Here is a 17,152-nt window from a genome sequence, read left to right on the forward strand (position 1 = left end):
CCCTGCCGCGATTTTCCTTCAGAACGTCATTGTGGTGTAGTCGACCTCGTCAGGGTACAGCGTGTCTTCGATGGAGGTTGCATGCACGCGCAGCAGTTTTCCACCTTCCACACGGCTGATGTATTGCTTGCCAAAGACCTGATGGGTCTTGCCGTTGAAGACCTTCGGGCCTTGCGGATGCGCGTCGCTTTCGGCCATGTCGGACATGGCTTCGACCGCCTCAATCAGTTTCTGGCGGTCCTGCGGGCCCTGATAATCGGCGGCTTCCATACCAGCCTTGATCACATGCAGGGTCTCCCAACAGCCAAACATATGGGCATAGGTGGAGACATCGGCAGGGTCTGAAACGGATGCCCCGTTCTCGTCAACACCTACAGCGGCGCGGAAATTCTTGTCAAAGCTGGTCTGATCCGCTTGCGCATACCGCGGGTTGCCCTCCCAGAAATAGGTGCCTTCCAGAAACTCGAGACCGGGCGAGCTGAGATCAACCGCTTCCAGCGAGTCGATGAAGCCAAAGATTTCAGGGCTGGAGGGGCCGAAAAACTCGCCCAGTTCCTTCACAAAGGTCAGGACCGCCGGGCCCACCATCACATGATAGAGCACTTCCGTGTCGCGCGGGATTTTGGGGAAGTATTTCGTGAAGGATGTCTCGGTTGGCGGGATCGCGATATGCTCAAGCACTTCACCTCCCTGTGCTTCAATCGCGGCGGTAAAGAAATCGCGGTGATCATGGCCAAAGGCAAAATCGGGAAAGATCATCGTGACCTTCTTGCCAAGGTTCTCGCTGACGTAGGGTGCCATGGCCTGAACCTGACTTTTCACATCCGTAATGCCGGGTTGCAGCGTATAACGGTTGAGCTTGCCCGAGGCCACGTGATGCCCTTCGGACACCACGAAATAGGGCATCTTCTGCTCGCCCGCAGCCGGCGCGGAGCCGTAGACCACATGGCTGAAAAGCGTGCCAAAAGCCACGTCCGTACCATGCTGATTGGCAAATTTCTCAACCACTTCGGCACCGCGCTTGGGGTCGGTGCCATCGTCTTCGGCGATAATTTCCACCGGGCGTCCGTTGATGCCGCCGGCCTCATTGATGGCTTTGACCGCCGCATCCGTCGTGCGCCCGTACCAACGCCCGTAGGCGGCACCAATGCCGGTCGCGTGCTGTTGGAAGCCGATCTTGATGGGTGCAGATGATTGCGCGCTGGCAAATCGCGCTACCAGCGGGGAGGCTGTCAGCAAACCGCCCGCGGCGGCACCCTTGAGTAAACTACGTCGGCTTGTCATCAGTTTTGGCATTGTCTCAACTCTCCCGGTTGGCGGCATTTGTGTCGGACCACATTCATCTCAGGGCCTCGTATTTCCTGCGCCCAATGATTGTTTGCATACATGCAACTTGTCCAGAAATTTATTTCATACACGGCTTGGACGCGGTTTCGTCGACCGGTTCAAGCCCCTTTTGGCGCGGCCAGCAACCAGAGGCCCAGAAACGTGTAGGCGATCATGAAAAGCGACAATGGCAGCGTGGCAAGGACCGCGCGGCGGTGAGAGTTGAATAGCGTCAGCGCAATGTGGTGCGACAGCAGAACGGACCAAACGTGACCCAGCACAACCAGCCCGGCCTGCGTAAGCCAGATCATGCGGACACTGTCTATCTGATTGAAAAACCCGGTGGTCACCCGAAAAGGCTGAATACCCAGCCAATCTGCACCGGTCGCAAAGGGATCGCTGAGCGCCGCGACGGTATACTGGATGTTGACCAGAAACGCCGTGAGGTAATGTGCAATGTGATAGACCAGTGCAATCGGCAGGACACTGAGGGCAAGGCAGGAAAAGGCAGTAGTGAATTTGACGCCGCAACCACCCATTTTCATGCCCAACCAGACGGTGCCTGCGAAAACGGCAACAAGCGCAGTGATGGCGGCAATCAGCCCGGTCAGTGTGGGCCAGACCACCGCTGATCTGCCCGGAAACTCCAACGGGTTGACGCCAATCTTGCCGAGCCACCAGAAGGTTTCGTTGATGCCGTCAAAACTGCCGACGCCCAGCAGTAAAAGCGCAAACAGGCCCGCAAGCCGGTAATCACCCGCCTGATGGACCTGCCATCCCGGCCCGCCAACCCCCGCCGGGGCCTGCACCCTGACGAGGGCCAGACGCGCATAGGCATGGAAAATCGCGTGACCCACTTCGCATTGCATCAGCCAATTTGGGCCAAAGACCAGCACGCCCAGCATCGTCACAGCCCAATAAGCGGCTGCAAAACGTGCCAGCCGCGTCGGGTCATCCGGTGCAATATCTGCAAGCAGAAAGGCGGCAAACCCCACCAGAAGGGCCAGACATGGCCACAGGTCCAGATGTTGTGGCAGGGTCATCAGCGGACGCTGAGGGCCGATCAGGCGGTAGATGCCGCTCCATGGATTAAGCCACAACCAGATATTGCCGAAAACGCCGGACAGGCTGACCAGCGCAACCCAACCGACCGTCCAGAACGTCAGCGGCATCAGATTGGAGAGGGGATTTCGCGAGCCAAAAAGGCCCAGGTAAATCAGGAAGGCAAAGAAACAAAAGGACAGCAGACTGGTCACATGTCTGCATGCCGGACACTTCCATGCGTGGACGGAGCGATAGGTGAATAACCATCTGACGGCACCCGGTGGCAGGGCAAAAAGCGCCAGCACGGTCAGCGCGACAACCGAAACCCCGGCGAAGGTATAGATGCCCGTCGGCAGCAGCAGAACGAAGCCCTGCTCGGACACATGTGCATTAGCGATCCCGGGCGCGCAGACCATCAACTTGACGCAAAACAGAAATATCCGCACTCTCATAGGCGCATTAATAAACGGGATCCGCCCTAATGAAAGGCCTGCGCATAATTGTCTTTGTCGCGCTTATCTGTGCCGCTCTCTGGGCGGTGTTCGCGCAGCAAGATCCCGCGGCGGATATGCGGATCACGCAAACGGTGGTGCGGCCATTGACCGCCGATACAGCCGCCGTGGTGCTGAGCATCGACAACGGCGGCGGCCCCGACCGGCTGATGGGTGTTGCAAGCCCAACGGGTAGCGCCACGCTTTATAGCCCTGTCGACGCCGCAGGCTTGCCGGTCCCGTCGGGCCTGTCGTCTCTGGCGCTGGACGGCGCGCATATTCAGCTCGCCATGCCTTCGGGCAGCGTTGTCGACGGCGCACTCATCCCGCTGGAACTGACATTCCAAAACGCCGGAACGATCAGCCTGAAGGCCCGCATGTCCGACCCCGCCAAAACCGGAGCGGCCACCGAAGTCGGTTTGTTCGGGGCAGGTGACATCTGCGTTGTGGGGGACGGCGAGCCCGCGCCTGAAATCACGGTGTCCGTCTTACCAGACGGTGACGGCTGGACCGTGCGGATCAACGCAGTTGATTTTACCTTCTCCGAGGACCTCGTGGGTCTTTACCATGTCCCCGGCGTGGGGCACGGGCATCTCTATGTCGGCGGGATGAAACTTGGGCGGTTATATGCGCCCCAAGCCCACATTGGCGCCTTGCCAAAGGGATCACATGAAATCCGCGTCACGCTGAACACCAATGATCACCGCGCCTATGTGGTCGATGACGTGCCGGTCACGGCCACCGCCACGATTGTTGTTGACTAGGTCAAGAGGCCAGCGCTTTACTTGCATACAAGCAATCTCTCATGAGGGTTCAATTTGACACGCGGCGGAATAATCGGGATCGATGTCGGAGGGACTTTTACCGATCTGGTGATGCTCGATGACACGACAGGTAGCCTGCGCATCGCCAAAACGCCCACCACGCTGGACAATCAGGCCTATGGCGTCCTAAAGGCCCTTGCCGAGGCTCAGGCAGATCTGACACAGGTCGATCTGATCGTGCATGGCACAACGACCACAACCAACGCTGTGCTTGAACGCAAGCTGTCCAAAACCGGGCTGATCACCACAGCGGGATTTCGGGATGTGCTGGAACTGGGGCGCAGGACACGTCCGCAACCCTATGGCATGAAAGGGCAATTCACGCCGATCATCCCGCGCGATCTGCGCCTGGAAGTACCCGAACGCATGGACGCGCAAGGCAACGTGCTGACGCCCCTTGATGAGCCTGCCTTGCGCACCGCCATCGCCAACCTGCTGGACGCAGGGTGCGAAGCTCTGGTGATCCATTTCCTGCACGCCTATGCGAACCCCGCGCATGAACTGCGCGCCGCCCAGATTGCCGCAGAACTTTGGCCCAATACCTATATCACGACCGGGCACAGCTTGCTGTCGGAAACGCGCGAATACGAACGCGGTGTCACCGCTGCGGTCAATGCCTCCGTTCAGCCTTTGCTGGAGCGCTATCTGACCCGTTTGCGCGACGAATTGGGCCGTCAGGGATATGACGGTGATGTGCTGGTGATGAACGGCAACGGCGGCATGGTCTCGTCCCGTCTGGTCGCGCGCGAAGCTGCAAAAACGGTCATGTCAGGCCCCGCATCCGGCGTGATGGCCGCCGCCTACACCGGCAGGCGGGCGGGCGAATTGAACCTGCTGACCTATGACATGGGGGGCACATCGACGGATGTGGCCCTGATCCGCGACGGTCACCCGCCTGTCTCAAACGAGATCGAAGTTGAATACGCCATGCCGATCCATGTGCCCATGGTTGACGTGCGCACGGTTGGCGCCGGGGGCGGGTCCATTGCAAGGGTCAACGCCGCCGGGCTGCTGGAGGTTGGGCCCGAAAGTGCCGGTGCGACCCCCGGCCCCATGTGTTACGGAAAAGGCGGCATGCGACCGACGATTTCGGATGCCAACCTGCTGCTGGGACGGCTCAACCCGGAGAAACTGAACGCGATTGACGGCGGCGTTGATCAGAAGGCAATCGCGCGGGTTTTCGCAACGGAACTAGGGGCACCCTTGGGTGTCGATGCCCTCACCGCAGCTGAAGCCGTCATTCAGGTTGCAAACGCCAAGATGTCCGGAGCCATACGCATGGTCTCGCTGTCGCTGGGGGCCGATCCGCGGGATTTCGCGCTCTTTGCCTTTGGCGGCGCGGGGCCACTGCATGCCGCAGCACTGGCGCGCGAACTGGGCGTGCCGCGCGTGATCATCCCCGCGCGTCCGGGTCTGACCAATGCGCTGGGGTGCGTCGTGGCCGATCTGCGGCACGACTACGTTCAGACGGTCAACCAGCCGTTGGACACGGCGGATATGGACAAAGTGCACGAGATTTTCGCGCAACAGGTGGCATTGGGCAACGCGGCCCTTGCACAGGAAAAAATCGCGATCCTTGAGACCCGATGTGATTTCAGTGTCGATATGCAGTTCGTCGGGCAAAGCCATGTGGTGCGCGTCCCGCTTGACGCTGCCACCCCGAGCCGTCCGGAGCTACGTGCCCGGTTCGAGAAGGTCTATTGGGATCGGTTCAAGGTCGAACTGACCGAAATCAATGCTCGTATCGTGTCATTGAATTGCTCGGTGATTGGTCATTGCGAACCGCTTGATCTGGAAAAACTGATCGCGCCGGAAGGCCGGAAGCCCATCGCCCAACCCACCACGACGCGAGCGGTGATTTTTGACGGCGCGCCCCACGACACCCCGGTTTACTGGCGCGATCACTTGCCCGAAGATGTCTCGCTTGAAGGGCCTGCGCTGATCGAGCAGTCCGATTGCACCATTCTGATCCCGCCCGGAGACAGGGCAGACGGTGGTGCGGATGGCAACCTCGTGATCCATATCGGAGGGGCGGCATGAGCATTGATCCCATTACCCTGTCGGTCATTCAGGCCGGGTTGCAGCAGGTTTGCGATGAAATGGACCTCAGCTTTTCGCGCGCGGCCTTCTCACCGGTGATTGCCGAGGCCAATGACCGGTCCGACGGAATATATGCCGCCGAAGATGGCGCGCTGATCGCCCAAGGTGCCGGCGGGCTGCCGGTCTTTGTCGGCACAATGCAATATTCGACCCGCACTCTGATCGAGATGATCAATTCCGGCGCTGTCGCCGCGCCAAAACCCGATGATGTCTATATCGTGAACGATCCCTACCTCGGCGGCACCCACCTTATGGATGTGCGGTTTGCCCGGCCCTTTTACCGGCATGGCGAGATTTTTTGCTGGCTGTCCAATACAGGTCACTGGCCCGACACCGGCGGTTCCGTGCCGGGCGGATTTTCCGCCTCCGCCACGGCGGTCGAACAGGAAGGGTTGCGCCTGCCGCCCGTGCGGCTTTTCAAACAGGGCGTCATGGACCGGGAGATCTACAGCATCATCTACTCCAACATCCGGGTGGCCGATCAGAGGATCGGGGACGTCAAGGCTCAGGCCGCCGCCTTGAAAGTGGGCGAGGACCGCCTGAACGCGCTGCTGGATCGCTATGGTGATACCGTCGTGCGCGCGGCGATTGCCGAGTTGCGGGAACGGGCCGCGCGCCAGATGCGCCGGTTGATCGACGAAATCCCCGATGGCCTGTACAGTTCCGTGGCCTGGATCGACAGCGACGGTGTGGTCAACGAGCCGCTGGCCATCAGGCTGCGAATCACGAAAACGCCCGGCCACCTGCAATTCGATTTCTCACAAAGCAGCCCGCCCTGTCTGGGTCCGATGAATTCGGTGCTGGCGACCACCCTGTCTTCGGTCTATCTCGCCATGCGCCACATCTTCCCCGAAGTGCCGATGAGTGCAGGCGCGTTCGAGCCGCTGGAGGTGATCCGGCCCGTCGGCACTTTCCTTGATGCGCGGTATCCGCGACCGGTCTCCGGCTGTGCCGCCGAGGTCAGCCAACGCATCGCGGAGGCGGTGTTTGCGGCACTGGTCGAAGCCCTGCCCGCCCGCGTCACCGCCGCCCCCGCTGGCACCAGCGGGAATTTCGCCCTTGGCGGGCACGACCCGGTCAGCGCGCGCGACTATGTGATGTATCAACTGTCAGGGGGCGGCTACGGCGGGAATGCCGATCACGACGGGCTGGCCAATGGATGCTCCACCATCGGGATTTCCAAGGCACCACCTGTGGAGATCATGGAACAGAACTTTCCCGTGCTCTACCGTCGCTATGCGCTGCGCGAAGGATCAGGTGGCGCGGGCCAGCATCGCGGCGGGCTTGGTCTGGATTACGAGATCGAACTGCGCCGTGGCGAGGCGCGCGCCAGTTTCGTGATGGATCACGGGCGCTTTGGGCCGCAAGGCGCGCTGGGGGGTGCGGATGGTGCGCCCAATGAAGTAGAGGTCTGGCGTGGCGGCGAGAAATATATTCCCGAACATCTCTCCAAAGAGCAGGACATCCCCTTGCAGGCCGGGGACCGCGTGAGGGTCCGAACCCCGGGAGGCGGCGGGTATGGGCGCGCCGAAGACCGCGACCCTGCGTTGATCGCAGAGGACAAGCGTCTGGGGCGCACGTGAGCCGGTAAAATGCAAAAAGCCGCGCAGCATGCACGGCTTTCCAATCAGCAAAGTCGGGACGATCTTACTTGATCTTGCCTTCTTTGTACTCCACGTGCTTGCGCGCAACGGGGTCGTATTTCCGCACAACCATTTTTTCGGTCATGGTGCGGGCGTTTTTCTTTGTGACGTAGAAATGGCCTGTCCCCGCCGAGGAGTTCAGACGAATCTTGATCGTGGTTGGCTTGGCCATGTTTAGTCTCCTGATGCTGCCCGGCTCCGGTGAGGGGCTGCTTGAAATCCTGAAATCCGGCTTTTACCCGGATGTGATCTTGAGTCAACTGCAAAAGGCGCAATTTCCGCCTCAGAACCCGCAAGGCGCAAAAAAGGCCGGAGCGCATCTGCCTCCGGCCCCTGATTGCGGCTTGCTACGACGTCATGTCGTAGGCGCGCTCCCCATGGGCGCTGAGATCCAGACCGTTGGTCTCGTCCTCCTCATCAACCCGCAGCGGGACGATCATTTTGACCACAAGAATGATGATTGCGGTCGTGAGCAGCGTCCAGAAACCGACCACGGCCAGCCCACCCAATTGCGCCACCCAGCTTGCATGTCCAAAGACCGCCAGCATGATGATGCCGAACATGCCGCCAACGCCGTGTACGGCAAAAACATCGAGCGTGTCGTCGATCTTGAACACGTTTTTCACAATGCCGCACAACTCCTGGCACATGATCCCGGCGACGGAGCCGATAAAGAGCGCTTCTACCGGGCCCACCGATCCGGACGCTGGCGTGATCGAGGCCAACCCGGCGATGGTGCCAGTGACCATGCCCACCAGTGAAGCCTTGCCATAGCGGAACTTCTCCCACCCCGCCCACGTCAGCGAGGCAGCCGCTGCGGAAATATGGGTGACCGTCAGGGCCATCGCTGCCCCGCCATCCGCGGCCAGTTGCGACCCGCCATTGAACCCGAACCAGCCGACCCAAAGCATCGCGGCCCCGATCATCACCATGCCGGGGTTGTGGGGCGGCACGGTTTTACGTTTGCGCGGCCCCAACATGGCGGCCAGAACGAGTGCCGCAATCCCGGCGGTCTGGTGCACGACGATGCCACCGGCAAAATCGTTCACACCGTCGGAAAAGAGCGACCATTCCGCACCGGCCAGCAACCCGCCGCCCCAGATCCAATGCGCAACCGGCGCGTAGCAGATCAACATCCAGAGGCTGGAGAACAGCAGGACAAAGGCGTAACCGATGCGCTCGACATAGGCGCCTACGATCAGAGCGGGCGTGATTATCGCGAAGGTCATCTGGAAGGCAAAGAATAGAACTTCAGGAATGGTTCCGGATAGCGTTTGCGCGTCCACACCCGACAGGAACATTTTGCCCAAGCCGCCCCAATAGGCATTTCCATCGCCAAATGCGATCGAATAGCCCGCGACAAGCCACAGGATGCTCATCAAACAGGCAATCGAAAAACACTGCATGAACACGCTGAGCACGTTGCGCGCGCGCACCAGCCCGCCATAAAACAGGGCAAGCCCCGGTAATGTCATGAATAGGACCAATGCTGTCGCAACAATAATCCACGCGGTATCTGCTCCGTTCATGGCTCTGAAGCCTCCCCTTTTGTGCAGTTTTCAGCGGGGTGGCCGAAAGGAGTGCCAAAAGAAAGGGCACGCGCCTGAAATTATGCTCAAAATACGGGCGATCCTTCTATCGCCTCGAATTTAGGCGGCGATCCGGCGGCATTGTCCAAAAATTAGGCAGAATGCGTTACCGCCAAGAAAACGGTAAGTGGCCGGTGATTTCGGCGGCAAGGCCCTGAAAGGCGCCTGGGCCTGGCGCGGCGGACCTTTCTGCCGGACGCTGATAACGACAGCAAGAATACCGATTTCCAACTCTGGGAAGTGAGCGGCAACCAGCACAAAGTCACCAAAGAGCGCGGCAAAGGCGTCACCTATACCGCCAAATAGGATCGCGAACAGGCAGGTGCGCGGAAGGCCTGTAAGCCGGATTCTGTTCCCCGGAGTCGCCCCCGGTTCGATGACCATTCATCTCGCCACCCGGTTGCCCGGTAGGCTCTAGCTGCCAACCCGGATCTGCTGGGGCAAAAGCGGCCCTGTCTTGCGACACGCGATCCCTATTTGGCATTGCTCCCGGTGGGGCTTGCCTTGCCGGGACTGTTGCCAGCCCCGCGGTGGGCTCTTACTCCACCGTTTCACCCTTTCCCGTCATCGGTTTCGGTTGCCCGACCTGATGGCAGGTGGTTTCATTTCTGTGGCGCTTTCCGTCGGGTTGCCCCGCCCGGGCGTTACCCGGCACCGTTGCTTTTTGGAGTCCGGACTTTCCTCCCCATCGGGTTGCCCCGACAAAGCGGCCATCCGGCCTTCCGCGCGCGCAACGTCATGCGCGCAATTGCGGCGCGCGTCAATGCGGCTGTGCCATTGATTTTCGGTGGTGCTATAGCGTTTCGACTTAAGTTTGGATCGCTTGTTCGCTGCCTCTTCCTTCGGTCGAACGCGAAAAGCGATCTTCGATATCTCAAGGTAAAGTCGAAAACGCTTTATTGTTTTGCTGGTGCACGTTCAGACACGGTGGCACAAGGCGCAGTCCTCTTCGGTCAGCGGGCCACTGCGCCACGGGGCAAAACGCAATCGGGTGGCTTGCAGCAGGGTCGCCGCTGGCACATCGGCCGAAAAACCTGCATCGCTGGCGGCCGCTAGAAAATCACCATTCCCGGCAGCCTCAACAGGTCCCGCCAACCCCTGACGCGCCAGACGCGCCCAGTCAAACCTTGATCCGGGGTCGATTTTTCGGCCCGGTGCCATATCCGAATGGCCGATAACGTCGTCTGGGTGAATGGGCCAACGCCGCATGATGCCCTTGAGCAGAAATTCAAGCGCCGCCATCTGCGGCTCAGAGAAGGGATGCGTGCCCGCGTTATCAAGCTCGATTCCGATGGACCGCGAATTCACATCCGCCTGCCCGCGCCATTGCCCCGCGCCCGCGTGCCAGGCGCGCTGATCTTCTTGCACGAGTTGGGTGATCTCTCCGCTCATGGCGATCAGGTAATGGGCAGAGACCTCCGCATCCGGATCACAAAGCCGCGTGATCGCCGCCCCCGCACTTTGCATGGCAGTATAGTGGATCACAACAACGCAAGGCGTTTGACCGTTGCGCCGCGGCCCGAAGTTCGGTGAGGGATGTTGCAGGACGCGCATGGGCGTCAGCCTTGGGTGGCCTTGCGAAAGGGTGCCGGATCCCAGCCACAGGCGTAGCCATCACCATCGGGATCAATGCCCTTGCGGTCACGCGCAGGCCCGCCCCGTGCCAGAAAGTCGATCTGAGCCTGATCCGGCGAGGCATAGGCCGCACAATTGCGCCGCGCGCGGTCTTCGCCGCCAAATCCCGCGCGCGCATAGACGCTTTGGCCCTTGGGATGTTTGGTCGAGAGCGCGAATGCCACGATATTGGGTTGGTCATCCCCGGTCCGCTCCGGCAGGGCCTCGGGCTGGACCACTTCGTATTGTGCGGCGTTATTTGCGATGCGTTCGGCATCGCTTTCAATGGTCTGTCGCTCGGCCACGGCATCAAAGTTATTCTCGTCCGAAATGCCGGCGTTTCCAACGGTTGCCGGGGTCGGATTGGCGGGGCTGGCCTGAACCGGAGCGACGCCCGAATTCAACGCCGCACTATCTGCGGCACCTGGGCGGGTGGCTTCAAGGATACGCGTGGTTTCGGCAGCCGTCGCCTCGGCGGACCCTTCTGGCGGCAAAACCGTATCCGGCACGCGGTAACCACCCTGCGCCAAGGCAGCCTCGCGCTGGCGTTGTGCCTCCAGCGAATTGTCGAACCCGACGCCCTGTCCGCTGTCAGGCACCTGCGGCGCACAGGCGGAAAGGGTTGCAAGGAAAAGACCTGCAAAGAAGGCACGCTGTATCATCGAGAAATTTGCCTGCTGTTGATTGTTGCGCGCCAGATTACCACCATTTCACCGGCTTGGCCACAAAGCCCGCCGCCGTTTCCAGCACATGCGCGGTGTTCAGCAAATCGCCTTCCTGCCAGGGGCGGCCAATCAATTGCAGACCCAGGGGCAGACCTTGTTTGTCTAGCCCAGTCGGGACCGCAATGCCCGGCAAACCGGCCAGGTTCACCGTGACCGTAAAGACATCGTTGAGATACATCGCAACGGGGTCCGCATCGGTCATCTCACCCAGACCGAAGGCCGCAGAGGGCGTGGCAGGTGTCAGGATCGCTTCGATACCTTCCGCAAAGACCTGCTCAAAATCGCGCTTGATCAACGTCCGAACCCGGCGCGCGCGATTGTAGTAGGCGTCATAAAAACCAGCGGACAACACATAGGTGCCGATCATCACGCGCCGCTGCACTTCCGGCCCGAACCCTTCGGCCCGCGTCTTTTCGTACATCTCGGTGATGCCATCGCCCTGGTCCAGCTTGGCGCGGTGGCCGTAGCGCACCCCGTCATAGCGCGCGAGGTTCGAGGAGGCTTCGGCAGGTGCGATCACATAGTAGGCAGGCAAAGCGTATTTCGTGTGCGGCAGCGAGATATCGACAATCTCCGCGCCTGCATCCTTTATCATGGCGATGCCTTCGGACCAGAGGGTTTCGATCTCACCCGGCATGCCGTCCATACGGTATTCCTTGGGGATACCGATTTTCTTGCCACGGATATCACCCGTCAGCGCCGCCTCGAAATCGGGCACGGGGATATCGGCGGAGGTGCTGTCCTTAGGGTCATGACTGCACATGGCTTCCAGCATGATGGCGGCGTCGCGAACGGATTTGGTCATCGGACCGGCCTGATCGAGCGAGGAGGCAAAGGCAACGATGCCCCAGCGCGAACAGCGCCCGTAGGTCGGCTTGATCCCCACCGTCCCGGTGAAGGCCGCCGGTTGCCGGATCGACCCGCCGGTATCCGTGCCGGTTGCCGCCAGACAAAGATCCGCCGCAACCGCAGCGGCAGAACCACCAGACGACCCGCCCGGGGTCAATGGCGCGTCATCGTTGCCGCGCCGCCAGGGGTTGACCGCATTGCCATAAACGGAGGTTTCATTACTGCTGCCCATGGCGAATTCGTCCATGTTAAGCTTGCCCAGCATTACGGCCCCGGCATCGGCGAGGTTCTGGCTCACCGTGGATTCGTACTCTGGCAGAAACCCTTGCAGAATGCGCGATCCGGCCTGCGATGGCACACCCTTGGTGCAAAAGAGGTCTTTTATGCCAACGGGCAATCCGCACATGGCTGGGGCATCGCCTGACGCAATCCGCGCATCGGCAGCGGCGGCGCGCTCCATCGCCAGTTCCGGCGTGTGATGCACAAAGGCGTTGAGCACATCGGCACCATCAATGGCTGTCAGACAGGCTTCGGTGATATCTTTGGAAGTGGTCTCGCCCGCGCGCAACGCATCGCGTGCCGCACTTAAGGAAAGTTCGTTCAGCTTGGTCATTATTCAACCACCTTCGGCACGGCAAAAAACCCTTCACGCGCGTCCGGCGCATTCGACAGAACCTTTGCCTGCTGGTCACCGTCACGCACCTGATCAACGCGGCGTTTCAACATCTGCGGGGTCACCGAGGTCATCGGCTCCACCCCGTCGATATCCACTTCGTTCAACTGTTCGATGAAGCCCAGAATGGTGTTGAATTCACCCGCCAGCGCGGGCAGCGCATCGGGTTCAACCTTGATCCGGGCCAGCTTGGCCACACGGGCCGCTGTTGTCTCGTCAATTGACATGGGCTTTTCCTCATCTGCTTGCCGCGCCGTTTATCCTTATGACGGGGTCTTGCCAAGCCTTGCGCGCAGGTAAACCGCGATCATCCACCCCAGCATCAGCGCATTGAGGATGTGCCAGGCAAAATGCGTGCCACGCGGCAGGGCATCACAGAGCGGCGCATCCAGCGTCCTGAACATCAGCGACACGATGAGAATGCCCGCCCCGATGAAAAATCCGCGCGCGACTTCCGGCGCATGTCTGCGCAAAAAGAGCCCGTAGATCAGGATCAGCAGCGGCACCGGCGCATAGCCTGCCGAACCGCCAAGATGCGGTAGGCGCTGAAAGAGCGGCACCATGATTGCGGCATAGGGGAAAAACAGGGCTGTCGCCGCTGCGGCACGCCAGCCGGACAGGCCCACCACATCTTTGTTAATCACAAAGATATAAAGCAGGATGAACAACAGGATCGGCACCGTATCGGCCATGGCCGCCCAGACCTGCGCATGGGTATGAAACAGAAAACTGCCCAGCCCGATGATGAAAAGCAAAGCGCAGAGCAGCCGGGCGGGTGCGACGCCGCGGCTGCGCCGCCACATCCAGAGCGCCGAGACGATAAAGGCCAGATTGGTGAGCGCGTTTACCGGCTCAGCCCAATATTCCGGCCCCATGCGTTCGCAATAACCGTCAATGTAACGCATCCAGTCCAATGCAATATCTCTCCGAGATCAGGAAATTCGACGAAGGGCTCCCCGCTTCACAGAAAGCCCGTTAGTGTTCACCTATGACAGATTAGGAGAGGTTCAATGCAGATCACTTGGTTGGGGCATGGTAGTTTTCGGATTGAGATCGCGGATCAGGTATTGCTGATCGACCCCTGGCTGACCGGCAACCCGATGCTCGCGGAGAACCAGCACGCCGCAGCCACAGATGAAGCCACCCATATCCTCATAACGCACGGTCACTTTGACCACACGGCGGATGTTGTAACGCTGTCCAAATCGCTGGCGGCACCGGTTGTCGGCATCTACGATCTGATGAGCTATTTCGAGGAAACGAATGGCCTTAGCGTTATCGGATTCAACATGGGCGGTACTGTGAAATTGGGCGATGTTGCCGTCTCGATGGTGCCTGCGATGCATTCGACGACCTTTTCCAGCGCACCGGCAGCGCCGGTAGGGCGCGAAGCAGGATTCATTCTGCGTGCGGAAGGGCACACGATCTACGTCTCTGGGGACACTGGGATCATGGCCGATATGGAATGGATCGCAGACTATTACAAACCCGATATCGGCATCCTGAGCGCAGGCGGGCATTTCACCATGGATATGGCAGGCGCGGCCTATGCCGCTGAAAAATACTTTGACTTCAAGACGATCATTCCCTGTCACTACCGGACTTTCGAACTTTTGGAACAATCCGCCAAAGAGCTCATCGACGCCCTGCCGTCGGTCAATGTAATCGAACCCGAGGTGATGCAGCCTTTGTCTTTCTGATAGCTCTATCAACGTTTGGCCGAAAAAAACGCCCGCAGATAGGCTTGCGATTCTTCTGCCGCGATTCCATCGAAAATCTCAGGCACGTGATGACATTGGGGATGCGAGAACACCCGCGCTCCCTGTGCGACACCGCCGGATTTCGGATCGCTCGCGCCATAATAAAGTCGCGCGATCCGCGCTGCCGCAATCGCAGCAGCACACATCGCGCAGGGCTCCAGCGTAACGTAGAGCGCACAACCGGTCAGCCGCTCCGATCCCATAGCTGCACCGGCCGCCCTTATCGCCAGGACTTCCGCATGGGCGGTTGGATCATTCAGGGCCCGTGTCCGGTTACCTTCTGCTGCAATGACATGGCCAGATGCATCCACCACAACCGCGCCAACCGGCACCTCGCCCCGCTTGGCCGCCGCACGCGCTTCCGACAGAGCCTGCTGCATATGTGAATTGAATTCCATGCCGCCAATTGCCCGCAAACCGGGCTCTTTCGCAAGCCCCGCAAACAGGTTAAGGCAAGCGCATGTCCAGTCCCACATCAAATGCGCCAGCAGGCGACCGCATTGCCAAGGTCCTCAGCCGCGCCGGCGTCGCCAGCCGCCGCGAAGCCGAACGGATGATCGAAGCCGGGCGTGTTGCGGTCAACGGCAATCAGATCACATCACCGGCGTTGAACGTCACGCAGAAGGATCGCATCACGGTTGACGGTCAGGACATCGCGGCACCCGAGCCGCCGCGCCTGTGGCTATTTCACAAACCAACGGGTCTTGTGAGCACCGATCACGATGAAAAAGGGCGCGACACGATTTATTCGGTGCTGCCCGATGACCTGCCGCGTGTCATGAGCGTCGGGCGGCTTGATCTCAATTCCGAAGGGCTGTTGCTGCTGACAAACGACGGCGGTGTGAAACGCAAGCTGGAACTGCCCTCAACCGGCTGGTTGCGGCGTTACCGCGTGCGCGTCAATGGACGCCCCACTGATGATCAACTGGAACCCCTGCGCAAAGGCATCACCGTTGACGGTGAGAACTTCCAGCCGATGAGCGTGACGCTTGATCGCCAACAGGGCGCAAACGCCTGGCTGACCATCGGGTTGCGCGAAGGCCGTAACCGCGAAATCCGCCGTGCGATGGCAGCTGTTGATCTTTCCGTTAACCGGTTGATTCGCATCAGCTATGGCCCCTTTCAGCTTGGCGATCTCAAATCCGGCGAGGTGGAAGAAGTTCGGCGCAAACTGGTGCGGGACCAACTGGGGCTTGAACTAGAGGACCCCTCGGGAACCGCCCAAAAGAAACCAACGAATGTAGCCCGAAAGCGCAAACCGGGGCCTGGTCATCCACGCCAGAAACCGACCAGCAAGCGCCCATCCCGAAAGCAACGCTGATCCGAATGTGACGTTTTTGCGAATTTTCTCCCCCTCGCATCGGAAACAATGCAGCCTCAGATAATAGTTCAACCGCGAAAAAAACGGAAAAAAGTCGCGCAGAGCGTGCAAGCCTCTGTTTGCGGCGTAGAAAACTAGTAAGCTGCAGCGCATGAGCATATATTCGCTGCAACTCGAACCGGGGGAGACATGACGCCAACGACCTTCCAGAAAATCACCTATCTGGCCTTGATCCTGTTGATGACCGGTGTCGCCGCTGGCGTATTGGGCGGGCTGTAGAACCGATGGCGCAAAGATACGGCGGCAAATACAGCCCCGACGGCAGCTCGAAATCTGAAACCACGGTCCCGCGGGGAACCTACACAGGGGCCTCTGTCGACCCTGTTGGCGCGCGCGCGAACCTGATGTTCCTCCCTGCGGTCATCTTGGTCTTCATGTCGTTGACACAAGACGCACTGGGCCTCGCTGTTGGATTGGTGGGTGCCGGCATTCTGAGCTTGGGCGCGTGGTTGTTACGTGGCGGATTGGTTGCCCAGGCCGCCTATCTGGATCGGAAGGTGGCGCGCCGTCCTGCAATGCCCCGAAAAATTCTGGCAGCCTGCCTTGCTGGTCTGGGCACAGCCCTTGCTGCCCTCAGCCATGACGGCGGTATTGTTGCCGCGGTCGTTTTTGGCGCGGCTGCCTGTGGCTTGCACATCGCCGCCTTTGGCATTGACCCGCTTTCGGACAAGGGCATGGAAGGGATCGACACCTTTCAACAGGACCGTGTGGCACGGGTTGTGGACGAAGCTGAAGCCCATCTGGCAGGTATGGATGACGCCCTCAGGCGCGCCGGTGACCGTAAAGTGTCCTCCAGGATGGAGCAGTTCCAAACGGTCGTGCGCAATATGATCCGCACCGTGGAAGAAGATCCCCGCGATCTCACGGCGGCGCGCAAATACCTGGGCGTCTACCTGCTGGGTGCGCGTGACGCGACGGTGAAATTCTCTGACATCTACGCGCGGACACAAGACAGCAAGGCAAAGGCCGACTTTCTGTCACTGCTGGATGACCTGGAACAAAATTTCTCGAACCGCACCAAAAAATTGCTGCTGGATGACAACAACGATTTGGCCATAGAAATTGAGGTTCTTCGGGACCGACTGCAACGCGAAGGTGTGCGTCTGGAGTGATGCCGCCGATTAGAAAGGACC

At 60.0% G+C, this 17,152-nt stretch carries 16 protein-coding genes and 1 other RNA gene; 6 read left to right on the plus strand and 11 right to left on the minus strand.

The genetic code is table 11. The features are described 5' to 3' along the window. Window positions 1–18: 18 nt before the first annotated feature. Together Q0802_RS15595 and Q0802_RS15600 are read right to left on the minus strand one after the other, a co-directional pair. Window positions 19–1,296, minus strand: a complete 1,278-nt coding sequence (locus tag Q0802_RS15595; protein WP_298919917.1) for an ABC transporter substrate-binding protein — start codon at window positions 1,294–1,296, stop codon at window positions 19–21. 149 nt (window positions 1,297–1,445) lie between these two features. Then, window positions 1,446–2,816, minus strand: coding sequence for a hypothetical protein (locus Q0802_RS15600; RefSeq protein WP_298919919.1), 1,371 nt, complete (start codon window positions 2,814–2,816; stop codon window positions 1,446–1,448). A gap of 35 nt (window positions 2,817–2,851) precedes the next feature. Between Q0802_RS15600 and Q0802_RS15605 the strand changes: the two genes are divergently transcribed. Genes Q0802_RS15605 through Q0802_RS15615 form a run of 3 tightly spaced genes read left to right on the plus strand, consistent with a single transcriptional unit; the run spans window position 2,852 to window position 7,368 of the window. Then, window positions 2,852–3,625: a hypothetical protein gene (locus Q0802_RS15605; RefSeq protein ID WP_298919921.1), complete on the plus strand. Its 774-nt coding sequence runs from the start codon at window positions 2,852–2,854 to the stop codon at window positions 3,623–3,625. A gap of 54 nt (window positions 3,626–3,679) precedes the next feature. Beyond that, entirely contained in the window at window positions 3,680–5,725 is a 2,046-nt protein-coding gene (locus Q0802_RS15610) for a hydantoinase/oxoprolinase family protein (protein WP_298919923.1), read from the plus strand. Then, complete coding sequence (locus Q0802_RS15615; protein ID WP_298919925.1) at window positions 5,722–7,368, plus strand: hydantoinase B/oxoprolinase family protein; 1,647 nt, start codon at window positions 5,722–5,724, stop codon at window positions 7,366–7,368. Before Q0802_RS15610 ends, Q0802_RS15615 begins: the two co-directional genes overlap by 4 nt. Window positions 7,369–7,432: 64 nt before the next feature. Here Q0802_RS15615 and rpmG read toward each other — a convergent pair whose 3' ends face one another. From rpmG to Q0802_RS15655, 8 genes are all read right to left on the minus strand, one after another. Continuing rightward, window positions 7,433–7,600, minus strand: coding sequence for a 50S ribosomal protein L33 (rpmG, locus tag Q0802_RS15620; RefSeq protein WP_011454349.1), 168 nt, complete (start codon window positions 7,598–7,600; stop codon window positions 7,433–7,435). Between the two features lie 175 nt (window positions 7,601–7,775). Further along, a complete protein-coding gene (locus Q0802_RS15625; protein ID WP_298919927.1) occupies window positions 7,776–8,957 on the minus strand; it encodes an ammonium transporter in 1,182 nt (393 codons plus the stop codon). A gap of 382 nt (window positions 8,958–9,339) precedes the next feature. Then, window positions 9,340–9,743: RNase P RNA component class A (gene rnpB / locus Q0802_RS15630), an RNA gene on the minus strand. A 192-nt stretch (window positions 9,744–9,935) separates the two neighbouring features. Next, entirely contained in the window at window positions 9,936–10,571 is a 636-nt protein-coding gene (locus tag Q0802_RS15635; RefSeq protein WP_298919929.1) for an N-acetylmuramoyl-L-alanine amidase, read from the minus strand. A 5-nt stretch (window positions 10,572–10,576) separates the two neighbouring features. Further along, the gene (locus tag Q0802_RS15640; RefSeq protein ID WP_298919931.1) at window positions 10,577–11,293 is read right to left on the minus strand and encodes a hypothetical protein; all 717 of its coding nucleotides are present in this window, start codon (window positions 11,291–11,293) and stop codon (window positions 10,577–10,579) included. A 37-nt stretch (window positions 11,294–11,330) separates the two neighbouring features. Then, window positions 11,331–12,818, minus strand: a complete 1,488-nt coding sequence (gatA, locus tag Q0802_RS15645; protein ID WP_298919933.1) for an Asp-tRNA(Asn)/Glu-tRNA(Gln) amidotransferase subunit GatA — start codon at window positions 12,816–12,818, stop codon at window positions 11,331–11,333. After that, on the minus strand, window positions 12,818–13,105 hold the full coding sequence (gatC, locus tag Q0802_RS15650) for an Asp-tRNA(Asn)/Glu-tRNA(Gln) amidotransferase subunit GatC (protein ID WP_298919935.1): 288 nt from the start codon (window positions 13,103–13,105) through the stop codon (window positions 12,818–12,820). Before gatC ends, gatA begins: the two co-directional genes overlap by 1 nt. 36 nt (window positions 13,106–13,141) lie before the next feature. Beyond that, window positions 13,142–13,792, minus strand: a complete 651-nt coding sequence (locus Q0802_RS15655; protein WP_298919937.1) for a ceramidase domain-containing protein — start codon at window positions 13,790–13,792, stop codon at window positions 13,142–13,144. A gap of 96 nt (window positions 13,793–13,888) precedes the next feature. Here Q0802_RS15655 and Q0802_RS15660 point away from each other — a divergent pair, with 96 nt between their 5' ends. Continuing rightward, the gene (locus Q0802_RS15660) at window positions 13,889–14,578 is read left to right on the plus strand and encodes a metal-dependent hydrolase (RefSeq protein ID WP_298919939.1); all 690 of its coding nucleotides are present in this window, start codon (window positions 13,889–13,891) and stop codon (window positions 14,576–14,578) included. 8 nt (window positions 14,579–14,586) lie between these two features. Here Q0802_RS15660 and Q0802_RS15665 read toward each other — a convergent pair whose 3' ends face one another. Next, entirely contained in the window at window positions 14,587–15,036 is a 450-nt protein-coding gene (locus tag Q0802_RS15665) for a nucleoside deaminase (protein WP_298920154.1), read from the minus strand. Between the two features lie 62 nt (window positions 15,037–15,098). Here Q0802_RS15665 and Q0802_RS15670 point away from each other — a divergent pair, with 62 nt between their 5' ends. Beyond that, window positions 15,099–15,959, plus strand: a complete 861-nt coding sequence (locus Q0802_RS15670) for a pseudouridine synthase (protein ID WP_298919941.1) — start codon at window positions 15,099–15,101, stop codon at window positions 15,957–15,959. A gap of 284 nt (window positions 15,960–16,243) precedes the next feature. Continuing rightward, a complete protein-coding gene (locus tag Q0802_RS15675; protein WP_298919942.1) occupies window positions 16,244–17,131 on the plus strand; it encodes a 5-bromo-4-chloroindolyl phosphate hydrolysis family protein in 888 nt (295 codons plus the stop codon). Window positions 17,132–17,152 lie beyond the last annotated feature (21 nt).

The sequence above is a fragment of the uncultured Roseobacter sp. genome (assembly GCF_947495275.1).
Lineage (GTDB): Bacteria > Pseudomonadota > Alphaproteobacteria > Rhodobacterales > Rhodobacteraceae > Roseobacter.

Coding starts and splice junctions, on each gene's coding strand:
- rpmG (WP_011454349.1), bottom strand. CDS start 7,600: ATGGCCAAGCCAACCACGATCAAGATTCGTCTGAACTCCTCGGCGGGG.
- gatC (WP_298919935.1), bottom strand. CDS start 13,105: ATGTCAATTGACGAGACAACAGCGGCCCGTGTGGCCAAGCTGGCCCGG.
- Q0802_RS15670 (WP_298919941.1), top strand. CDS start 15,099: ATGTCCAGTCCCACATCAAATGCGCCAGCAGGCGACCGCATTGCCAAG.
- Q0802_RS15660 (WP_298919939.1), top strand. CDS start 13,889: ATGCAGATCACTTGGTTGGGGCATGGTAGTTTTCGGATTGAGATCGCG.
- Q0802_RS15615 (WP_298919925.1), top strand. CDS start 5,722: ATGAGCATTGATCCCATTACCCTGTCGGTCATTCAGGCCGGGTTGCAG.
- gatA (WP_298919933.1), bottom strand. CDS start 12,818: ATGACCAAGCTGAACGAACTTTCCTTAAGTGCGGCACGCGATGCGTTG.
- Q0802_RS15635 (WP_298919929.1), bottom strand. CDS start 10,571: ATGCGCGTCCTGCAACATCCCTCACCGAACTTCGGGCCGCGGCGCAAC.
- Q0802_RS15665 (WP_298920154.1), bottom strand. CDS start 15,036: ATGGAATTCAATTCACATATGCAGCAGGCTCTGTCGGAAGCGCGTGCG.
- Q0802_RS15640 (WP_298919931.1), bottom strand. CDS start 11,293: ATGATACAGCGTGCCTTCTTTGCAGGTCTTTTCCTTGCAACCCTTTCC.
- Q0802_RS15675 (WP_298919942.1), top strand. CDS start 16,244: ATGGCGCAAAGATACGGCGGCAAATACAGCCCCGACGGCAGCTCGAAA.
- Q0802_RS15605 (WP_298919921.1), top strand. CDS start 2,852: ATGAAAGGCCTGCGCATAATTGTCTTTGTCGCGCTTATCTGTGCCGCT.
- Q0802_RS15595 (WP_298919917.1), bottom strand. CDS start 1,296: ATGCCAAAACTGATGACAAGCCGACGTAGTTTACTCAAGGGTGCCGCC.
- Q0802_RS15625 (WP_298919927.1), bottom strand. CDS start 8,957: ATGAACGGAGCAGATACCGCGTGGATTATTGTTGCGACAGCATTGGTC.